Source organism: Caballeronia udeis (genome assembly GCF_001544555.2).
Taxonomy (GTDB): Bacteria; Pseudomonadota; Gammaproteobacteria; order Burkholderiales; family Burkholderiaceae; genus Caballeronia; species Caballeronia udeis.
On the sequence record NZ_FCOK02000083.1, the window covers coordinates 23,750 to 43,624 of the forward strand.

12 protein-coding genes and 1 pseudogene are annotated in these 19,875 nt (G+C 56.8%); 3 read left to right on the plus strand and 10 right to left on the minus strand.

Going from position 1 to position 19,875, the window contains the following annotated elements; translation table 11 throughout:
* Window positions 1–202: 202 nt before the first annotated feature.
* Together AWB69_RS37485 and AWB69_RS37490 are read right to left on the minus strand one after the other, a co-directional pair.
* Window positions 203–1,645 (minus strand): annotated as a pseudogene (locus AWB69_RS37485) (ISKra4 family transposase).
* 139 nt (window positions 1,646–1,784) lie between these two features.
* Window positions 1,785–3,884: a hypothetical protein gene (locus tag AWB69_RS37490; protein WP_062091834.1), complete on the minus strand. Its 2,100-nt coding sequence runs from the start codon at window positions 3,882–3,884 to the stop codon at window positions 1,785–1,787.
* Between the two features lie 78 nt (window positions 3,885–3,962).
* On the opposite strand from AWB69_RS37490, the gene AWB69_RS48265 reads away from it, so the two are divergent.
* Entirely contained in the window at window positions 3,963–4,103 is a 141-nt protein-coding gene (locus AWB69_RS48265) for a hypothetical protein (protein ID WP_156529106.1), read from the plus strand.
* 16 nt (window positions 4,104–4,119) lie between these two features.
* On the opposite strand, the gene AWB69_RS37495 is transcribed toward AWB69_RS48265, so the two are convergent.
* The gene (locus tag AWB69_RS37495; protein WP_062091835.1) at window positions 4,120–5,118 is read right to left on the minus strand and encodes a helix-turn-helix transcriptional regulator; all 999 of its coding nucleotides are present in this window, start codon (window positions 5,116–5,118) and stop codon (window positions 4,120–4,122) included.
* A gap of 191 nt (window positions 5,119–5,309) precedes the next feature.
* Between AWB69_RS37495 and AWB69_RS37500 the strand changes: the two genes are divergently transcribed.
* The gene (locus AWB69_RS37500; protein ID WP_062091836.1) at window positions 5,310–6,224 is read left to right on the plus strand and encodes a ComEC/Rec2 family competence protein; all 915 of its coding nucleotides are present in this window, start codon (window positions 5,310–5,312) and stop codon (window positions 6,222–6,224) included.
* 11 nt (window positions 6,225–6,235) lie between these two features.
* Window positions 6,236–7,063 carry a hypothetical protein gene (locus AWB69_RS37505; protein ID WP_156529107.1) on the plus strand — a complete coding sequence of 276 codons (828 nt, stop codon included), beginning with the start codon at window positions 6,236–6,238 and terminating at the stop codon, window positions 7,061–7,063.
* A 118-nt stretch (window positions 7,064–7,181) separates the two neighbouring features.
* On the opposite strand, the gene AWB69_RS37510 is transcribed toward AWB69_RS37505, so the two are convergent.
* From AWB69_RS37510 to AWB69_RS37535, 7 genes are all read right to left on the minus strand, one after another.
* The gene (locus AWB69_RS37510) at window positions 7,182–9,254 is read right to left on the minus strand and encodes a 3'-5' exonuclease (RefSeq protein ID WP_062091838.1); all 2,073 of its coding nucleotides are present in this window, start codon (window positions 9,252–9,254) and stop codon (window positions 7,182–7,184) included.
* The gene (locus AWB69_RS37515) at window positions 9,254–12,091 is read right to left on the minus strand and encodes a site-specific DNA-methyltransferase (protein ID WP_062091839.1); all 2,838 of its coding nucleotides are present in this window, start codon (window positions 12,089–12,091) and stop codon (window positions 9,254–9,256) included. The genes AWB69_RS37510 and AWB69_RS37515 overlap by 1 nt, the downstream gene beginning before the upstream one ends.
* 2 nt (window positions 12,092–12,093) lie before the next feature.
* Window positions 12,094–15,180, minus strand: coding sequence for a BPTD_3080 family restriction endonuclease (locus AWB69_RS37520; protein ID WP_062091840.1), 3,087 nt, complete (start codon window positions 15,178–15,180; stop codon window positions 12,094–12,096).
* A 249-nt stretch (window positions 15,181–15,429) separates the two neighbouring features.
* On the minus strand, window positions 15,430–15,555 hold the full coding sequence (locus AWB69_RS50485; RefSeq protein WP_269447519.1) for a hypothetical protein: 126 nt from the start codon (window positions 15,553–15,555) through the stop codon (window positions 15,430–15,432).
* Complete coding sequence (locus AWB69_RS37525) at window positions 15,552–15,827, minus strand: HU family DNA-binding protein (protein WP_062091841.1); 276 nt, start codon at window positions 15,825–15,827, stop codon at window positions 15,552–15,554. The genes AWB69_RS50485 and AWB69_RS37525 overlap by 4 nt, the downstream gene beginning before the upstream one ends.
* Window positions 15,828–16,235: 408 nt before the next feature.
* Window positions 16,236–18,566 carry a P-loop ATPase, Sll1717 family gene (locus tag AWB69_RS37530; protein WP_062091842.1) on the minus strand — a complete coding sequence of 777 codons (2,331 nt, stop codon included), beginning with the start codon at window positions 18,564–18,566 and terminating at the stop codon, window positions 16,236–16,238.
* A 439-nt stretch (window positions 18,567–19,005) separates the two neighbouring features.
* The coding region (locus tag AWB69_RS37535) for a DNA-binding protein (RefSeq protein WP_156529108.1) at window positions 19,006–19,875 on the minus strand (870 nt) is incomplete at its 5' end.

Sequence of the window (19,875 nt, forward strand, 5' to 3'; positions counted from 1 at the left end):
ACATCGATGGAAAACACTTTCATCAAGCCTGAGGAAAGAATATAAGCCCGCGCTGTTAGCGGTCGATAAATGTTTTACGGACTGTGCGCTTGCGTACATTTCGATTTGAATGAAGTACTTCCTGACTAACGCCGACGCGCTTGGGCATTCGGCACGAGCGGCAGCTGTTGAAGTTCGTAAATTCTGCTAATGGTGGAAGCCGTTAAAACCCCTGGGATGTTCTCTGCCAGGGCCACGTAACACGTCGCTGTCCAATCCACGGAAATTGTCGCCGCGCGAGTTCGTGGAATTCTTGGTTCAACAGCGCGACGCGCAATTGCACGACACTGTGTGCTCCCACGCGACTCCAGCGCATATGCTGGCTCTTGCACATTCAACGGCCAACTATTCGGTTAATCGACGATTCAACGAAGCCGGTGGAAATTCGCCCTCCTACACGTTGCCACGTGCGATAGTCGATCAGCGACTCAATGTTGCTCTTGAGATACGTGACCACATTCGAGAGGCTGTAGCATGCTTTCTTGATTTGGCTGCTAACTGCCGGGTCTCGTTTCTCACGCAGATCAAGCAGGTGAGCGAGCTTTGCTGCGAACTGCTGCCAAGCGACTGAGTCTCCAGTCCAAACGTAATGACGGAAGCGGACGAACAGATCCCACAGTTCGAACGCTGATCCACTGTCCGTGAGTCGCCCATATGCCAGAGGCGCGATAGCCTGCTCAACGCGTCGCAACATCCGCCCGATGTGCGCCCAATCGAGAATCCACTCATTATCGTATGGGAGGTCGTTGGCGACGCCGGCCAAATCTCGTGCTCCATCAGTCAGGACAACAACTTCATTAGGGTCCCCGTATCCGCTGTCCTCCAGGAATCGTGTCATTTCTTGATTCATCCGCTTGGTGCGCGGCATGGCGGAAGCCCACACTCGTGGTTGCTCACCGGCTTGGCCCACAGCAGCAACGACGACCGCGATCGACGATGAGCGGTTCCCAGCTTCCGCGTGATTTTCCTTGGCCGAACCCTTGCGATTGCATCGTGCGCGACGGACATAGCCGACGTCAATGCCAAGCTCGGCATTCGGTTTTGTTGTCTCGGACCACCGGCGCGCAGGCCGTGCGTTCTGTATCGATTTTCCGATGGTCATGGTGTGATTGCGGATGGTTACATGATTGTCGCGGCCTGAGGTGGGTAGCAGAAGGTCCATGACGCGTTTGGCTTGCCGATAGGGCATCGTGGCGCCGAGCTCCGCGTGCAGCCATCTCAGTTCACCTGTGCTTGCCTCCGTCAGATAGTCCTTGAGTGGAGAAACATACCTTGAGCCGTCAGCACCACAATTGCAGGCCTTCCATCGTTCGCGGCAATAGAAAACCTTTCCCAGCGGGGTCTTCAGCTCCGAGCAATGACTATCGTGCAGGCGCCGCTGTAGGCCGCAGCCCAGACAGGATCTACGCGACGCGCAAAAACGTTCGATCTGCCCGACAACGAACTCCTGCTGCACACAATTGAGTAATGACTTGCCTTCGGCGAGTGACAGTCCGACGTCTCCGGGTGTCTGCTCTTCTACGGGCCTGTGAAACCGCATGACCTCAACCCTCTTCCTCACCCCCCCATCGCCATTATCGAACTCAAGAACGATCGTGCATCGCATGGCGGCTCCTAGGCTCGTAGTTAGGGCGACGATACCCTTTCGTGCGACCGTCTCCCAGCCTTTTTAACGGCTTCCTTCAACAGATGCCGCCGCTGATGAGCAAAAATCCAACGTCGGCCTCTACCGCAGGAGTCGCTTCTCAACCGGCAAGCAGGCCAGACAAGTAGGCTTTTGTGGCCACGGGATAACGCTTGAGCTTGAGATCCTGGAAACTAAGACCGACCATCGCTCCGAGCGCATCCGGGTCAAGTATGTACATCGTGCCAGCGATGCTTAGAACCTTGTCTTCGAGAAGCTTCTCGCGAAGCGCCACACCAAGGTCGCCCTTTGTCATCCGAAAGTGCTCAACCTTCCCGACGTAGCGCGCAAGCTGCCCTTTGCTATGCGAGCGGAAGGATATGCAAAGCCGTCGCAGCGCTCTCTGAGCATCAGCCATTCGCGGATCATCGTCTTCCCTTCCCTGAGACGCGAAGTTTGACCAAGGGTAGCCGTTGTTTCCTGGCCAGGAAACCAACAGTTGTGCTCCCTGCCTCACAAGGGGGGCGCCTCTGGAAATATCGGCCAAAGCTTCGGCTGCTTCCAGAAGCACGACTTGGTCTCGAGCGCCCGGAGACGGGTCGGGTTTGACCACCATCTGATCGCAGGTCAGTATCAAACTGCTTGCACGGATATTGATTGGAGCGATCATTTCGAGTTGCCCGCCATCCCCGATTTCAACGTCGGCGTTCTCCGCTTCGATGTTGATACCACTCACCCGTCGACCAAACTTCAGAGGGCCGTCGACAACCACGGTGAATGCGGATTCGTCCGAGAGATTTCCTGTTTCCGTGGACACAAGTGCCATGTCCAAATCCAAGATTTTCCCTTCAGCTTCGCCCTCTGCCGACAGCCGAGCAACCTCGCCCGCGCTAGTTTTGGCCTGAAGCGACTCGTATAGAAGGCCGACGTGCGCGGCAGGAATGCTGCTCGAGTCCGACGCTACGTCGGCTTTGTAGAAGTCCAAGAGAAACGGATTCGGCGCATGTGCACCCGTCTGCGCGTAGCGTTCCGCGGATCGCACTACGTTCGTATGGGCACTCCGCAGCGAGGCGGCCACAATGAATGCGCCAAACACAGCGCTCGAGGGAGAGGGCGGATCATTGCCATCTAGGAAGGGGTGCTGCGGAAGCAAGCTCTCGACAGCCTCTTCGTATGGAGAAATCGCATGAGACGGTAGTCCGGCTGGCAACGAAGCTGGCTTTGCGATGTGAAACAGGAGTGATGCGAGACGTTCAAGCTGTTCTTCCGAGCCATAGAGGCCATCGATTGAAAGTCCTGGCACGGTGGCCGCGACTTGGCTTGCGACTTTTTTTGACTCGCGCTCCATGATCTCGCGCGTCACGCCCGTGAGCACCTTTCCGGCAAGGACTGCCTCGACCGCGTTGGCCACCTTTGCCACATTGGTTTCGGCGGCGATGACGGTCGCAACCGCGTCGAGCACCGGAGCGTACCCAACGAACTGCTGACCATCCTTGCTCGTCGCTTCAGCGAGGTGGTTGACGAAGTCTTTTATCGCACCTCGGTATACGTTGGCATGCTGCTTCATCGCGCTGACCAAGTGTGGATAGGCCATGCGACCTGTGGACGCTAGGTTGAGCTTTGCAAGTCGGCCGAGCGCACTCCAAACGAAGGCCTGGGCTTGGTCTAGATCGAAAAGCTCGATGTCGAAAACCGGACAAGGGAGCCCACAGTGATCATCGAGATACTTCCTCGCCTCCTCGACAATACCGACACGCCCGAGCAAGATAACTGGCAAGGAGCGGCCATGCGCAATCTGGGCGACATCGTTGAGGAAATCCTCAAAGGAGGCTTGGGTCACACGTAGTCGCGCTTCGTCGAGCGCATCGATCAAAAGAGTCGTGGTTCCCGCCTGCCATGCCGAGAGCAGGCCTGCATTTACCAAGCCGCCGGTCAAGTAGTTGCCGGCGACTGTCGCTGCTGCTGCGAGGTCGACGTAAACGGCGTGTGTAACGGAACAGATCTCCCTTGCGAGAGTCGATTTGCCAACGGCTCCCGGCGCTGCTATCAACCAGACAGGCTGGCTGAGGGACGACTTATCGGAGCGCAGCGCAAGACCGGCCTCGACATACGAGTCAAGTCGTTCGCGGTGAGCGGCCCACCCAGTCATGGTCTTCGCGAGTTGCTGAGGTTGGACGGCGTTCAGGTGCGCCTGCCAGAAGTTCTCAATCGAATATTTCATTTTACGCTCTCTGTCTGATCCTTTCGTGGAACAGCGATATTACTGCGACGTGGCGACTCGGCCAAAGATTCAGCCGCGATGGCTGTGCATCAGAATTCGGTCGAGTTCGTCCTCAACACCGTCATGGCGCAGCACAGTCTCAATGTCCTCATTGCGCTGTTCGCGATCTCACTCGCGACTTGCTGCGACGCTGCCGCATGGTGCCGGATCGTCGCCTAATTGGCTGGTCCAATGATTAAGCTTGGCCCGGCTTGGGTAGAAATGGCTTTATCTCTGCAAGGTTGGCGATAACAAGCTGCCGCTCACCCTTTCGGGGGGAGCCATTCATCTCGAAGTTGAGTGTCCGCAGCGTGTAGAACAGCATGGCCTGGCGGCAAACGAACGTTACCTTGCCGTCCTTCATGCCGTAGTCGATCTCGACGCCTTGGCGTTGCTTGGGGGTAAGCGAAGCATCGGGCGTCAGGACGAGTTCGACGTTGGTGTTCCACTCCCGGTCGTCGGCTGGATCGATGACAGATGCCTTAGGCTGTTCTGCCGACAAGATCCGCCCGAATACGAAGTCTTTGAAGCCTCGGCGCAGGTGGCAGTACGCGCGAACGTGCCAACGCACACCGTCATAGCCGAATGCATGAGGGCTGATGTAGCGCGCCTGCTCCTCATCGCGGGCGATCGATTGATAACGAATCTCGAGCATGGCTCGCTCTGCAATCGCGCGCAGCATGAGGGTCAATGTCTTCGATTCGATGCTTCTTGAAGGAAGCGGAACAGACGTCACAGGGGGACGGAATGACAAGAACGTCTGGTCACTGGTCAGGATCTCTCGCTCCAGTGCCAGTAACTGCGATAGGTACTGCCTTGGCCCAGTGGACTCGAAGACCGGCGTGAACCCCACCGACGCGATGTAGGTGCGAGAACTGGTGTCGTACTCCAAATTCCCAGGGGCCAACTCAACATAGCGTGAGATGTCGGCCGATGCCTGAGGCACCGAGATCTTGAAGAACTCGGTCACGTCCCGGCGGTTGATCCGACCTTCCCACTGCAGGCGGAAGTCGATGAACTGGAGCCGACGCTCTTGGCTCCACTTGACCGGACCTGACTCACTGCCGTCAGACGGCAATTTCTCGTTCGGGCGGGAAACAACCTTCCGGGTGGCTCCTATTGCCCCTTCCTTCCCCGCCACGTGGCTGGCGGACTTTGTGTTCGGGACCGGGCGGCGCTTGGGTTGATCTGCCATTGTGTCCGTATAGAAAGTTGACGCGCATAAAAACTATGCGTATAGTAATTGTACTGACAATCGCGATGACCCGCAAGATGTCCCGTCCAAGCTGAGCGCGCGTCAGTCAGATCCCGTTTGCACGCAGCGGGGGAACTGTTCGGACCTGAAGCATCGCTCACAGGCTCATACATTCATACGAAGGAACCCAGATGTCGATCGTAAAAAGCTTTGCCGTGGGAAACGGCGACATGTTTTACATCAAGCACAACAGCGACAACTTCACTGTCATTGATTGCAACCTCAATGCCGAAACGGCCGAGGATCGCATCAAGGAACTGAAGCTTGAATCCCGACACAAGGGAATCACGCGCTTCATCTCGACTCACCCTGATCAAGACCACTTTGGCGGGATTGAACTGCTGGATGATGAAATGCCGATTGCGAACTTCTACGTGATCAAGAACCAGGCCATCAAGGACGAGGAGACTGAGTCGTTCAAGCGCTATTGCTCGCTGCGAGATGACATGACGAAGGCGTTTTACATTCACAAGGGGTGCACTCGCAAGTGGATGAACCAGACGGATGACGTCCGGGGCACCTCGGGTATCAATATCCTTTGGCCCCACACCAGCAATCCGGATTTCCAGGAAACTCTTGCGGCATGCAATGCCGGTGAGAGTTACAACAATGTGTCCGCCGTGATTCGGTACAAGCTTGAGGGCGGTGCGAGTGTCATGTGGCTGGGGGACCTGGAGACCGAGTTCATGGAAAAAATTACCGACTCCATAAGCTTGGAAAAGACCACGGTCGTCTTTGCGTCGCACCATGGCCGTGACTCCGGAAAAATTCCGGACTCTTGGCTCAAAAAGCTGGACCCCCAGATCATCGTCCTCGGCGAGGCACCCTCGCGACACCTCCACTATTACACGGGCTACATGACGATCACGCAGAACCGCGCCGGCGACATCACGATGGAGTGCGTCGACGACAAGGTGCACTTCTACGTGTCGACTCCCAACTACAGCCACAACGGCTTGACCGACGAAGGCAGGGACACATTCGAGAACTACATCGGCAGCATCACTGTTGAGACTGATTACACGTTGCAAGCAAAGGCCGCATGAGGGTAATCGCGATGAACTGGACTCCGATCTTCGAGAAGATGCTGGATCAGTACGAACTGAGGGCGCGCCTCTTCCCAGGGTTGCTGGTGCTCCTCCCGGCGATCACTTACCTCGCACTGCTGTACGGCACCAAGAGTCCGATGGTCGTAGGGCTTGGCAGTGTGCTGGCAGCGTGCGGTGGCCCGTATTTCTTGTCCAGCTTCGTTCGTACGCGGGGGCTGCGTGCGCAAGAACGTCTGTATCAACGGTGGGGCGGACAGCCTTCGACGTTGCTCCTGAGACACCGTGACATCCATTTGCCGATGCAGACGAAACTTCGCTATCACGAGCTGGCTGCATTGCGGCTGGGAATTGACATGCCCAGCTTAGAAGAAGAGCAGCAGGATCCGACTCGCGCAGACGAGGCCTATGCGGCGGCGGCTGACGCACTGCGCCCACTCACCATTGACCGCAGAGCCTTCCCGTTCATTTTCAAGGAATTGGTAGCCTACGGGTTCAACAGGAATGCATACGGTTCACGTTGGGTCGGGTGCTGCGTCACGGTGATGACGATGACGGCGACTTTGCTGGATGCCGGTACTCTGCATTTGCAGCCGCCGTACTGGACCACCTCGGGCCTGAATGCTGCACACATCGTGGTGGTGCTCTTGGCGCTTGGCTTTGCAGCCCTATGGTGTATGCACTTCACCGCTGACACCGTGAGGTTCGCCGGTGTCTGCTACGCAAAGCGACTCTGGGAGGCATTGGAGAAGTTGCCGAAGAGGCCTTCGCGTGCCCAGCCGAGGCGCGGCAGATTGGCTGAAAGCGACAGGGCTGCAATCGCTCCGAAGTCGACCTAGAAAGGCTTTGAACCACGTGCAATGCGATGTCCTTCGTTGTAGTCCTTCCCCCCTTCCGAGGCCGCACGGAGCGCGGTCGCAAGACTCGACATTTAGGGGTGCGTTGCAGTATCTGACCTTAAAGGTTCAGATCATCCAGAAATTCGGACGCCGGTGCCACACTCGTGACAAGCAAATGATCCCGCGCACGCGTGCAGGCGACGTACAGCAAATGGCGTTCGGTGTTGTAAATCTCTTCCAGATCGGCGTCGTCGGCCACAGTCTCGATGCGCGATTGCAGGGGAATGACCTCATCATCACAGGCCATCACTACCACCGCCCGGAACTCGAGACCCTTCGCGAGATGCATGGTGCCGATCGAAATCTTACCGCTCGTCGTTTCAACGTGCTCGTCGAGCATCTTGAACGGCAGGCCCGTCTTGGCAACTGCCGCTCGGGCCCGATTCAGCTCCGCATCCGAGCGGACGAACACACCAATTTCATGGGGTGTCACCCCTTCCCTACTACGGTCTGTCACCCAGGCGCCAACCTCGCTGTTTTCTTCGTCCTGACTGTTGAATGTCCGAATCGCAGGAGCGGGTCCGTTAAACACGGAAATCGTGCCACGCCGTTCTTCAGTATTGCCATCAACATCCGACACCTCTGGTCCCAGCAAGCGATCAGCCTGCTTTCTGATCTGATGCGATGTCCGATAATTAATGTGAAGGGTGCGCGCACGACCACGGATGTCCACGCCCAGCGACTTCCAGGAGAAGGGCTGTTGAAAAATTCTCTGGCCGAGGTCGCCCGCAAAGAACAGGCTGTTCGGTCGTTCCGCCCCAAGCGCGGCGAGTAACTGCAGTTGTGCAACGCTCACATCCTGGGCTTCATCGACCACAACAAAGTCGAAAGGTAGGTGTTTGCGGCTCGCCAACTGGTCGGCCAGGCGAGTGAACAGTTCGGCGCGGGTGATCAAGCCCTCCGTACGCAAACGGGCGCGCACGAGGTCCAGGATTGCCCATAACGTGGCACGCTGGGACTCTTGCAAACGCGTCTTTCTGCCGAGGCGCTTTACGTCGCGATACGACTCCCAGCTGTGCAACTGCCGCGCGTCAACCAGCTCTTCCCACTCTGTCAGCAGAAAACTCAGGCTGAACTTCTGACCAGACACTCCCGCCGCAGCCTCGGTTACGAACCGTCGGATAACGTCCGGAGATGCGATGTGTGGATGGCCAAAATGCTGTTCATACAGCCGCTCGCCAATGGCGTTCATGGCGTGTACTTCCAGGCGTTCGGCCAAACGCGGTTCATTGCTGATCAAGCGCCTGAGTTTGGTTCGCAGGGCATTCGCCAGGGTATCGGAGAACGTCGTCAGCAACACCCTGCTATCTGGGTGGCTGCGGACCAGAAAGACGGCCCGGTGCAGGGCAACAATGGTCTTGCCCGTGCCGGCCGAGCCCGAGATACGCGCCGGCCCGCTGTAGTCGCGCTCCACCCATTGCCGCTGAGCTGGGTGCAGGAAAATGGTCCATTTTTCCCATGAATACGCCAGCGCGCGTTGCAATTCCTCAATGTCGTTCATTACACGGAAACGGCGAAGAGCATCCGGATGAGCGAACGGATCAGCACCTGGAGAAACCGGTTGCGGAACTCTCGGCTTGCCGCCGGTGGCGAGTTCGAGCAACGCCTCGGCGGCTTCGCTCGGCAGATGGTCCGCCAGTTCCAGGAGGCTGTCTTCGTTCGCCTGGCGCGCATCGCTGAGCCACTCTATCGGCACACCGTAGCTCAGCAGCTGATCATCCGTGACATGCACAAACAACAGCGGTTTGACGGACTCGAGCCGGTCAGCTTCGATGTATCTCGGGACAGCGATTTCCTCAATCCGCTCACGAATTTCCACTAACTGCGCCGCGCCGGTCTTGGGGTGTGCTTCTAGCTTGCGCCGCTCGGCCCATGCGTATGCCTTGTCGTGGTGATCGACGTAGCACAGCAGCAGGCTGGCCTCGGACTTGTGAACAATCAACCGAATATCGCTGCCCACCCGCACCGACCAGAAATTTTTATCCTTGGCTTTGTCAAGCCTGTGAAAGCTGAACCCGGGGTTGGCCGAGTTCAATTGCAGGTCGAACGCTGCGGTCTTCACCGCCTTCTGCTCGTCGCCGGTTAGCCGCGCGAGGCTGTCGGTGAAAGTGTCCGCGATCCGGAATTCCATCACGCCACCTTGAATACTTTCATCACCTCATCCCCGAGATGATTGATGACTTTCACCGCGATGCGCCCGGATCTTGGCTTAGAGAAAGCGCGCGAGGTGTCGCTGTTGAGCGTGGCCCAGGCTTCCTCGTTGATTTCGGCCTTGAGGGTGGTTTTGAGCGCACCGTATGGATCGTTTGCGCCAAGAAAGTAGGCGTGACGGACGAAGAAGCTTTCCTCGTTGTAGTCTGTGTCAATGAACCAGCAGGCGATGCCATCCGCACCGTCGCTGCGGACTTCACCGGTGTTTGGGTGAAACACATCCACGCCGTTGACCTTCACCCGCACCTTGTTATCTTCGGCTGGGAGGATGTCGATGTCCGGTTCACCGAAGATGACGAAGAGGTTGCCTTTGCCGGTGTTCTTGAGATCGTCGGCCATATGCAAGTCGGCGTTCATCCGTGCCTTGAGCACGGGGATGCGACCGAGCTTACTGAATTCCGTCGCGTGCGCTTCGTAGTTGAAGGCGCAGGCGATCAATACGTCGAAGTCGGCATCACCAGCTTCACGGGCGGCCTCGACCAGATCGGGGCGAGTAACTGTGCCGAATTCCGGGCCGATGAAGATTGCGGCCCGTTTTTCGGTCCCTGATTCCGCCTTGCCTTCGAGGTAGCGGCCTTCGGCGCAAACAAGGTCGCCTGGCCATGGGGTGAGCGCCGTGAAGGTGATCTTGTCTTCCTTGTGCGCCTGCTGGACACCGGAGGTCCTAAGGTTCTCCAGAATCATCTGCGGGAAGGACTGCTTTTCGCCGTATCCGGAACCAGGCTCGGCCGCGCGGTGATCGTTCGGATCGATCAGCTCGTCGTTCTCGTCCACTCCCAGCACGCGGTGCGGCGACAGGCTTTCAACCGTGAACGGCCCAGCCACGCGGACCGTCTTCTTGTCCCCGTAGGGCTTGTCGTAGAGGTATTCAAACTCGGCCTTGGCGGCGATGGACTTGTCGATCTCCTGCTGACGGGCAATGCGGGCCTGCCACCAGTCGGCGTGCAGTTTCTTTGCTGATTCCGGCCACGTCGTGACTGCTTCACGCGGGATTTCCCATTCCTGCCAGGTCTTCTTCAGCGCGGCGTTCAGCGCTTTGCGCAACGGCTCCAGCTTCGCCTGCGACTTCTCCCAGATCACGTCGATCTCGGCGTTGTTGGTGATGGACTTGAGCGTGATGTGCGGCACGCGCTCATAAACAAAGCCGTGGCGGATGTTGCCACGCACAGGCCGAGTGGATGGTACGGTGCGCGTGACCTCGCCTTCCTTGATCTGGCCTTCGCGCGAGTCGGCGAGCAGGTAATAGGGATAGCGCGCGCCCATGATGCGAGCGCGGGCAAGAGCCAAAGCGACCCGCGAGGTGTCGATCGTTATCCAGCGTCGGCCCCATTGCTCGGCTACGGTGGCAGTGGTGCCGGAACCGCAAGTAGGATCAAGAACAAGATCGCCGGGATCACTTGTCATCGAGATACAGCGTTGTATGAGCGTTGTTGGTGTCTGGACTACGTAGACTTTCGGATCAGCCCGACTCTGAACGCCACCGATGTTCAGCCATGCGTTGTTTGAGTTCGACGCGCTGAAGTCGTCAAGGTATCGGACATACGCCAGACTGTTGCCGGTCACCTCAACTCGCTCAGCACAAAGCAGGCGCCTCATACCAGCTTCGTTCGTTTTCCACCGGACCTTGATCGAAGGCCGAATCTCCTTGCCTTCAATTGACACTGGGAACCAAGAAGCGGCCCCTTCTCCCTTGTCCCGGCCAACACTTTGGCTGGTCAGGTTGTCTTGGCGATACACACGTGAGCCCGCGGGCAACTCCCCGTTGGAAGCGCGCACCGCCGAGTTGAGGCCCCGCCGTTCTAGGTTCGCGAGACGAACGCGGCTGTATTTCTCGGCGCCATCCTCGCCCAACTCCTTTGAGCCAAAGAGCGCGCGGTACTTGGTTCGTTCTTGATCTCGGGCGTACCACAGGACGTAGTCGGTTACCCCTGGAAGATAAACGCCGGTAGAGCCGCCAGAGGTTTTCGTCGAGATCTGCGCAATGAAATTGTTGTCGCCGAACACCTCATCCATGAGCACGCGCACTCGATGCACGTTCTCGTCCCCAATTTGGACGAAGATTGATCCCGAATCCATTAGTAAATCTCGCGCCACCGTCAGCCGATCCCGCAGATAGGTCAGGTAGGAGTGAATCCCATCGCGCCACGTATCCCGAAACGCCTTCACCTGCTCCGGCTCGCGGGTAATGTGCTGGGCGTTGCCGTCCTTCACATCGCGGCTGGTGGTGCTCCATTGGAAGTTGCTGTTGAACTTGATCCCGTAGGGCGGATCAAAGTAGATGCATTGCACCTTGCCGCGCAGGCCCTCACGCTCGGCCAGGCTCGCCATCACTTGCAAGGAATCTCCGAGGATCATGCGGTTCGACCAGTTCTGGTCGTGTTGATAGAACTCGGTCTTGTCTACGCCCTTGGGGATGCCGTTGAAGTCGGCAAAGAGATCTGCGGTGGTCTGCCCGGCTTCGTGTTCGCGCTCCCGCGTCTCACTCAGCAAGTCGTCGATCAATGCCTTGGGGTGGACCTTTTCCTGGATGTACAGCGGCGGGGCGTGAACGACGAGGTCGCTCCAGTCCTGCTCGTCCTTGCCGCGCCAGACGAGCTGCGGGTCGAGGTCGCGGTTGCGACGTCCGTATGCGACGCGCACGGGGCTCTGCTCGTCCTTCTGCATCATCGATTGATATTCGGCGGTGGGGATGTTCTTCCGCGTAGCCTCGTCGTGCTTGAGCGCTTCGACGGTCTTGGCGGTGAGGGTTCTGGCCATAGTTATTTTTCCTCTACAACCGTCGAGGCGGCGACGGACTCGATCAGTTTGTTGAATTCGCTTTCGACCTTGGCCTTAAAATCGGTTTCGATCTGGTACACCTCCGTGAACTCGGCAAATGCCCACCGGCCATGCGTGCCGAGATGATTCACGCCGGGCACCCAGTAGGTGTCCATGGTGGATTTCTTTTCCTTTGCATCCTCACGTCGATATCCCTTGATCTCGACAATGAGGTGCAGAAGGTCGTCATCGCCATGCCCGTCATCCACCAGCACGATGAAGTCGGGCAGATATTTGCGCGCCTCGGAGCCGAATCGGTAAGGGACTTCGAGGCCAAGGTTATGGTTCTTGACATAGGCACGGACGCGCGGGTGAGACTCAGCGACGCGGCAGAACTCACCTTCCCAGTCGCTGTCGAGGATGACCCAGTTGAGATGACAGCGGCGTGCGTCCGTCTCCCATCGATCAGTTTTGGACGTGTTGAAATTGACGAGCGCGGTGGACCCGGTCGGGTTGTAGGGGTCGAGCACGGCCTTGATGGGCCGCTCGCCCACGAACTTGCGGTTGATGCCAGCGATGATCTTGTTGCATGCCATATCGGCGAGCATTTTGTATTTGAGCTGCGCCGGATATGTGCCGCCTTTGCACACCAAGTAGCCGTCGAGCCATTGCTTGCCGATGCGCTTGAGTTGGCCGAACAGATGGAGCTTGGCGTCTTCGCCCGGATCCCGCCACTTGTTCAGGACAAGGTGCGATGTCAGCTCATACAAAACCTGCGAAGGTCGCACGTCACCGGTATGAACGAGATTGAGGTCCGACCTTTCCCCAATGATCCCGGAGTTTTGAGTCTCGGTAGCGCCGACGAGGTCCGGCGTGAGTTCCAGCACCGAGTCATCATTGAATTCCGCCGAGAGGCGGTCCTCAGGCAGCTCGATGCGATAGCCTTCAACACGCGGAAACCGGATCTCAAGTGCGTCTCGTTCGGGCCGCACCGCTTTGACCTGGATGGTCTCGCGCGGCGGCTGTGGTGGTGCGATAACTGGCTTGGCAGTGAAGTCGAATGGAATACCAAGCACATCGGCGTATTCCACATTGAAGAGATTGTCTTCGTTCAGGTCGTAGGACTGGCGACGCAGCGCGCGCCCGATCACTTGTTCGCACAGGAGTTGAGTGCCGAAAGCACGCACGCCCAGCACATGCGTCACCGTGTTGGCATCCCAACCCTCCGTCAGCATGGAAACTGAGACGACGCAGCGAATCGATCCACCCAACTGGCCGTGCTTACCCACCGTATTCATGACTTCGCGAAGCAGCGTTGCGTCGGCGAGTTCCTTGCCCCCCTGCAACTCGTCGGCCGCCTTGCCGCCGCGCGCGATGATCTCGCGACGGAAGCGCTCGATCTCATCAGCTGCCATGCTGCGGAAATTGTCATCCAACGCATCCCCTGATTCGAGCTGTTCGCTGTCGATCAGCAGTGTGTTTGGTCTCGGAAACGGGTTTCCGTGCTCGTCGAAATTGCGGAAGAGCGCCAGGCGGCCGGCAATAGGGGTCTTCGATCCGTCATCGTTCTCTCGGAGAAAGCCCGAGATGTAGTCGTAGACCAACTTCGACGTGGATGTGTTGTTGCAGACCACGATGAAGCACGGCGGTACGCGAATCCCTGCCGTCTCCCAAAGCTCGAAGGTCTTCTCGTAATGACCGTAAAGAGCTTCCAACGCTGTCTGCAATTGCGGCGGTAGGCTCAGAGGGTCAAGCTTATTGCCCTTGCCCCGCCCCTTTTTCGGCATCTTCTTGCCGATGTGTTCCCAGAGATTGCGAAACATGGGCATCTCGGCCCCAGGGATGTTGTCGGCCACCGGGACGCGCGGCAATTTCACAATGCCGCATTCGATGGCATCCATGAGTGAGAAGTCACTCATCGTCCACGGGAAGAGCGTGCCTTCGGCATAGCCTGAACCGCTCAGGAAGAACGGCGTCGCGGAGAGATCGATGACACGCGCCACGCCCAGCTTGCGGTTTACCGCTTCAAGGCCGGAAATCCACACGCGGGCAGCCTCTTTGTTCTTCTCCGCCTCCTTCTTATCATCACCTTTCAGTTCGTCCTCGTCATCCGCTCCAGGTTTCTCCCGGTAGCAGTGATGCGCCTCATCGTTCAGCACGAGAATGTTTTTAATGCCCATTAGATCGGGCATGACCCTTTGCAGCATTTGCCCGTCGGTTTCGAGGGTGTTCAGTTCGTCGCCACGCCCTTGAAGCAGGGAGCGTCCGCCCTTGGAAAGATCGATGCGCTCGCGAAGCATGAAGGCGTGATAGTTGGTAATGACGATCTTGGCGCGGTTTACGTCCTCCAACATGTCGCTTGGAACCAGTTCGCGGCTAGCGTAGTAGCTGTCCGGATCATTCGGTTGTAAGACGCGCAGGCGATCCTTGATGGTGATGCCGGGTGCAACAACAAGAAAGCCGCGCGTGAAGCGCTTGCTCTGCGGGTGGCGGGTCGCGTTGATGGTTTGCCAGGCGATGAGCATCGCCATCACGGTGGTCTTACCCGCACCCGTTGCGAGCTTTAACGCGAGGCGTGTGAGCTCCGGGTTGGCGTCGTTGTTGGCGTTGGCGAGGTGTTCAAGAAACCCCTCTCCCACCTTACCCATCTGAGGCGCGACCTCAGTTAGCCAGATCGCCGTTTCAACAGCCTCGATCTGACAAAAGAAAGGACGGATGCCGCTGAAGTTGTGATGCCGCCAGTGCTGAAGTAGGCGCGCCGTCTCAGGAGTTACACGCCAGTCAGTCGGGTTTGGCAATCGTCGCCAATGGTCAACCTGCTGACGAACAGCATTGATGACGGCGGTATGATCGTATTGCTGCTGCGCCGTCGAGAGACCCTTGCCTTCGTCGAACAGTAAGGTCGCTTGTTCGCCTGAACCCTTGCGTTTTTTGGGCTTTGGAATCGGCGTGATGAACTCTGCCTGACGGCGGCTTTCGATGATTTTTTGAGTCGGTTGGCCTTCATCATCGAGCTCCCAGTGACGCGTTGGGTAGCCGTAGGGGAAGTTCAGAATGGGGTGGTCGAAAAATGGATTGTCGTTGTTCATAACTTGTTATGTCCCTTTGCGGCCCCGGGAAGGACCCCGTTACGTCGGCCACCCGCGTCGAGGGTATGCACCTGAGAGGCGTCTTCCGATACCCGATCGAGGGGTTCGCCAGCCAGATCCTACCGTCAGCCAGCCAGAACAGCAAAAACAACTCTGAGCACTCGGACGATCTCCACGCAGGTATGGAAGGTGACCGGCACGCGCCTGGCCGCCCTGCTCGCTGGCGACGATCCGCAGCCCAATCTCCCATTAAGCGGCGGCCATCACCGCATTGACGTTGCGCGCGCCCGTGCGTCGCGCGGACCCGATGACGCTGACCACTTCCTTGTGCAGCCCGGTGTAGTCGCCGGGCGCGATCACCGCCTTTGTCATCATGCGTTAACGGCGTCCTTGAATGCCTTGCCGGCCGTGAACTTGACTGTCTTAGCCCCGGCAATCTGGATTTCGGCGCCCGTCGACGGATTGCGTCCGGTGCGTGCGGCGCGCTGCCCCGTCGAGAACGATCCGAAGCCGACCAGTTGCACCGTATCGCCGACGGTGACCGCGCGTGTGACTGTTGCGAGGATCGCGTCGATCGCGGCGCCGGTGGCCGCCTTCGTGTCGCCCGTGCTCGCCACGACCGCGTCAATCAGTTGCTGTTTGTTCATGGCGAGCCCTGTTCGGTGAATGAAACCCGCACCCTACCGCATCGTACCGCTCACAGGCAAACCCCAGGCAAACGTGACGCTGCTCGACCTCAGCGCGCTCCTCGCCTGCCAGACGCTTTCGCATGCGAAAAAACCGTCCTTTTCCTCTTGCTTAAAAATCGCCACATCTGATAACTGGAGTTATCACGAATGGCGATGTTAGCCCTCGTGTTGCGCGTCTTCGCGCATCGGCCCCCACCCCGGTTGTCCGCCGGGGCCAGGATGCCTCGAGCGCGGCCGCCGATACTGATCTTTTTTGGCGGGAGTGGTCGACGCGCTCCTGCAGTCGCTTTACGTGCCGGCGCATGGATTCCGAATCCGTGAACACTTGCAGGGGGCAGAGTTGTGCAACCGACATGGCCAGCCCGTCTAGCGTTTCCTCGTTATCGTCAGAGCTTGGTAGAACGCAGGATTGACGGCATAGGCAGCACTCGGCGTAGCTTTCAAAAACCCGGTCAACATGCGCCTGCTATAACTAAAGTCGTATATGTACCGCACCTCTTCTGCGTCAACTTGAACTCCTAAAAATCCGTACCACAATAGGAGATCAATGACACCTGCGGTACTCGATGCAGAAATTCCGAATCTTTCCAATAGCTCGACCACGCATTTGCTGTCCATAATGCTAGGCGAATCGATAAATGCATAGAGTACTTCTCCAGAGTTCGGAGAAATATCATTTATTTCATATTCCACATCAGTGAGAATGTCAACCGAAAATGTTTTGAGACCTTTTTCAATATCACTTTCATCTATTTTTGCGTGGCGATGATTTACGGCAGATGCTTTACACTGGTTAATCAAATTAAGCAAAAATCGTGGTCGCATAAGAGACCTGTCAATCAGATATTGCAGACTGTCTTCTCCTTTATAATGCGACGCACAAATCATTGGCCATACTATCTCAATAGGCAGCGAATCCTTAATGCCGTTGGCCACAATACGTAGCCGAACCAGCTCACGCAACAGATCTTGATCTGTCCAGTCAAGCATGACGTTACCTTCCTTGCCACGATCTGATGTTTCTTGCACCAGTAATTCGTACACATCATTACGAAGGAAAACTACTGTATTCACAGCGACATCTTGTTTCGAGAATTCACGCTCGATTTTACGAGAGGCATCAATCAGCCCCCTAATAATCATAAGGTCGGCATGCTGCAGTCCGGTCGTCGGCCAGCCCTTATCTACGTTATCAAACAAAAGCCATAAAGCACCCTTGTGCTTCATGTACTTGGTCAGCTCGATTTCAAGACGTTTCACGTCGTGTTGGTATAACAGTTCGGTTACCTGTGCCGAATCAAGCTCGACGTCCACTTCTCCGCCATATTTTTTGTTGTAATCTGTTTGAATTTTTTCTATCAATGCGCCAATTCGCTCGGAAAAGTCACCTTCCGAAAAATATTTCTGCACGTGGTAAAGATCTTCAAGTTTTTTATACGAATCAAACAGATCGTGATCGTTAAGATGGCGTTTTTCATCTTTTTCCAGCACTTTGTAGCAAATCTCGAGAAGTAGTACATAGTTCCAAAACGCGGTGATAGTGTGCTGCAGCGTACCCTCTCTCATAAAGCTGAGCATCATCTCCTTGAACTTCACTAGTTTGTAGCCTTCGGGTTTGAGATCCAAAACAATATTTTGACTCGGATTTCTTGATCTTTCCCGATCTCTTAGCTGGAGGAACACTGCTGATTTTCCGGAGCCCTTCCTGCCGACCACAAGGTGAGCCTCACCTCTTAGTGATTTTAGAAATGCATCGGTTACCAGGTAATATTTCCCAAGGGTGCGCATTTCGTTTTCGGCGGACGATGATCCAAGATCCATCGTTTGCAAGAACGTTGCCTTGGGGGTATGTAAGGCAACATGATCTTCTTGAAATGCCTCTGCAACGCGCGAAGCAAATTCGGCTACAACCTCATTTACGTCTTCGACTCTTTGTGCAGTTTCAGCAACGTCGCGGAGATCCACTGGCACCGGTCCGTCGCCTTGTTGCAATACACAAAGAGCTTTCCCCATCCCGGCTGCTAAGCCGGCAACAAATGCGCCACGCAAATTGTGAACAGTCGCGCCGTCTTGCGCCGCTGATATAAGCGGGACCAAAACGCCATACGACTGACCGACATGACTTATCGCGTCGTAAGCAGAGAGCCTAGGCGATTCATTTGGATCAAAATTTCTAAAAGTGTAGCGCGCCTTCTTTACACGAGAAATCACCCGGGACATCCAGTCTGTCTTGTGTTTCGCTTCGAGCACGTAAACAGGCGCTTTCTTATTTAACGTGGTGGAGACTTCGATCGGATCGTCTGGAGAGAAACTTGAAAACAACTGCCTAAGGTCGTCTGCGTTCGCATATTCACTATAGCCGAGGGTGTCAAATAATCCGATTTCCCTAATATTAGGGGATTGCTCTTGAAAGCTTCGGTTTCGAACTAGAAAGGTTCGTTTCCCCTTACCTATCGCGAATCCAATTTCATAGGTGACGTTGAAATTGAGAAACGTGATGTCGGCCACCAGAAACCTAGCCTCCTCGAGCTGTTGCTCAATTTCCAGGGGTATGAAATGTCCTGCAATGTCAAGAGCTTTCCAAGAGAAAATTTGAGAAAATCCGCTGAGCGATCGCGCTTGATTGAGAGCTCTCTCGATGGTTTCGCCTAGAGCAACCGGCATTGCCGTATAAGCGAAGAATGCAGTCTTATTCATGTTTATTGACCCCCGTTTTCCGTAGATTAGCACCAATGTTGGGTAACACCTTGTCGGTCGGAAGGTGCGAGACGGTCTTTTAATAATAAGAACGCTACAAACGTCGTCTAGTCCTGGATCAACTCTCGATTGACTAAAAAGTGTTGGATATCTGTCGCATTGACGGGGGCAAGAGCACCGCCTTCGTTGACGGCAGCTTAAGCCGATGATTCGAGGAACACGATTGTGGCGAGGTGCGCTACGTCGAGGAAGCCGGCATTCGAACGGCCGCAGATGGCCAATGCTGTTGGAAAAGTTGGTCGCTCAAGTCTGTCAGATTAGCCCATTTGACAACGCCGCTGAACATCCGGCCGTGTTTGCATTTTTCGGGTTGATTCGCCATACGCATCGAATAAGAATTGCGAATCAGACACCAACGTCGGTTACCGACCCGAGGCAATTAAGATTGTCGTGTTCGCGGCGATTTGCGCGCCGGGCCACTGCTCTTGCGCGAGCCCGCTGTGGGCTTCGCTGGCGGCGGCTTCTGCTTTGCAATGGTACGCGTCAGCGACAACGCGAGTTGGTCTCGCTGCTCACGCGCCTGCGCCGCTTCCTCGACATAACGCGCGTTTGCGGTGCGCAGCGCATCCAGATTACCCTCCAGCACACCGACCTGCTGACGCAGGTCGCCGACTTGAGCCTGCAGTTTCTGCACCTCATCCCGTTGCCGGGTGCTGCCCTGCTCCGCTTTACGGTTAACCGTATCAAGTTCCTTCTGCAAGCGCCCGGCCGCTTGCCGCTCGCGGTCGATTTCCAATAGCGCCCGGGTTTCGACGGCTTTGAGCCGCTCCTGCGCCAGCACGCCGTCAGCACGCAGCTTGTCCAGTTGAGAAGCGAAGTCATGTCGGGCGGTCTCGAGCGCTTGCTGCAATTGCAGCTCGCCCTGTTGTGCGAGCCGTAGCTGATCCTGCAGCGTTGACGTCGCGGCGACGGAGATCGCCAGCGCCTGGTCCAATTCTGTTATGCGGGTTTGCGCGCCGTCCAGCGCCGCCGCACTGCCCGTCAGTTCCTGACGTAACTGGTCGCTTTTGGCCTCGGCCCTCGCTTGCCCGGCCTGCGCGTCCGCGACCAATCGTTGCGCCTCGAGCTGCGCGGCGGCCAGTTGTTCTTGCGCCATGTCGACCGCCCGCGTCCAGAGCGCGGCTGCCAGTTCGCCGGTCGCGGACTGCAGCTCCGCCGGCAGGTCAGGGTGCTCGATGCGCACCCGGCTCTTTTCACGGAGAGTCGCCCAGAAGCGCGTCAGCGCCTCGGCCGGCGCGCTCATGCTGCC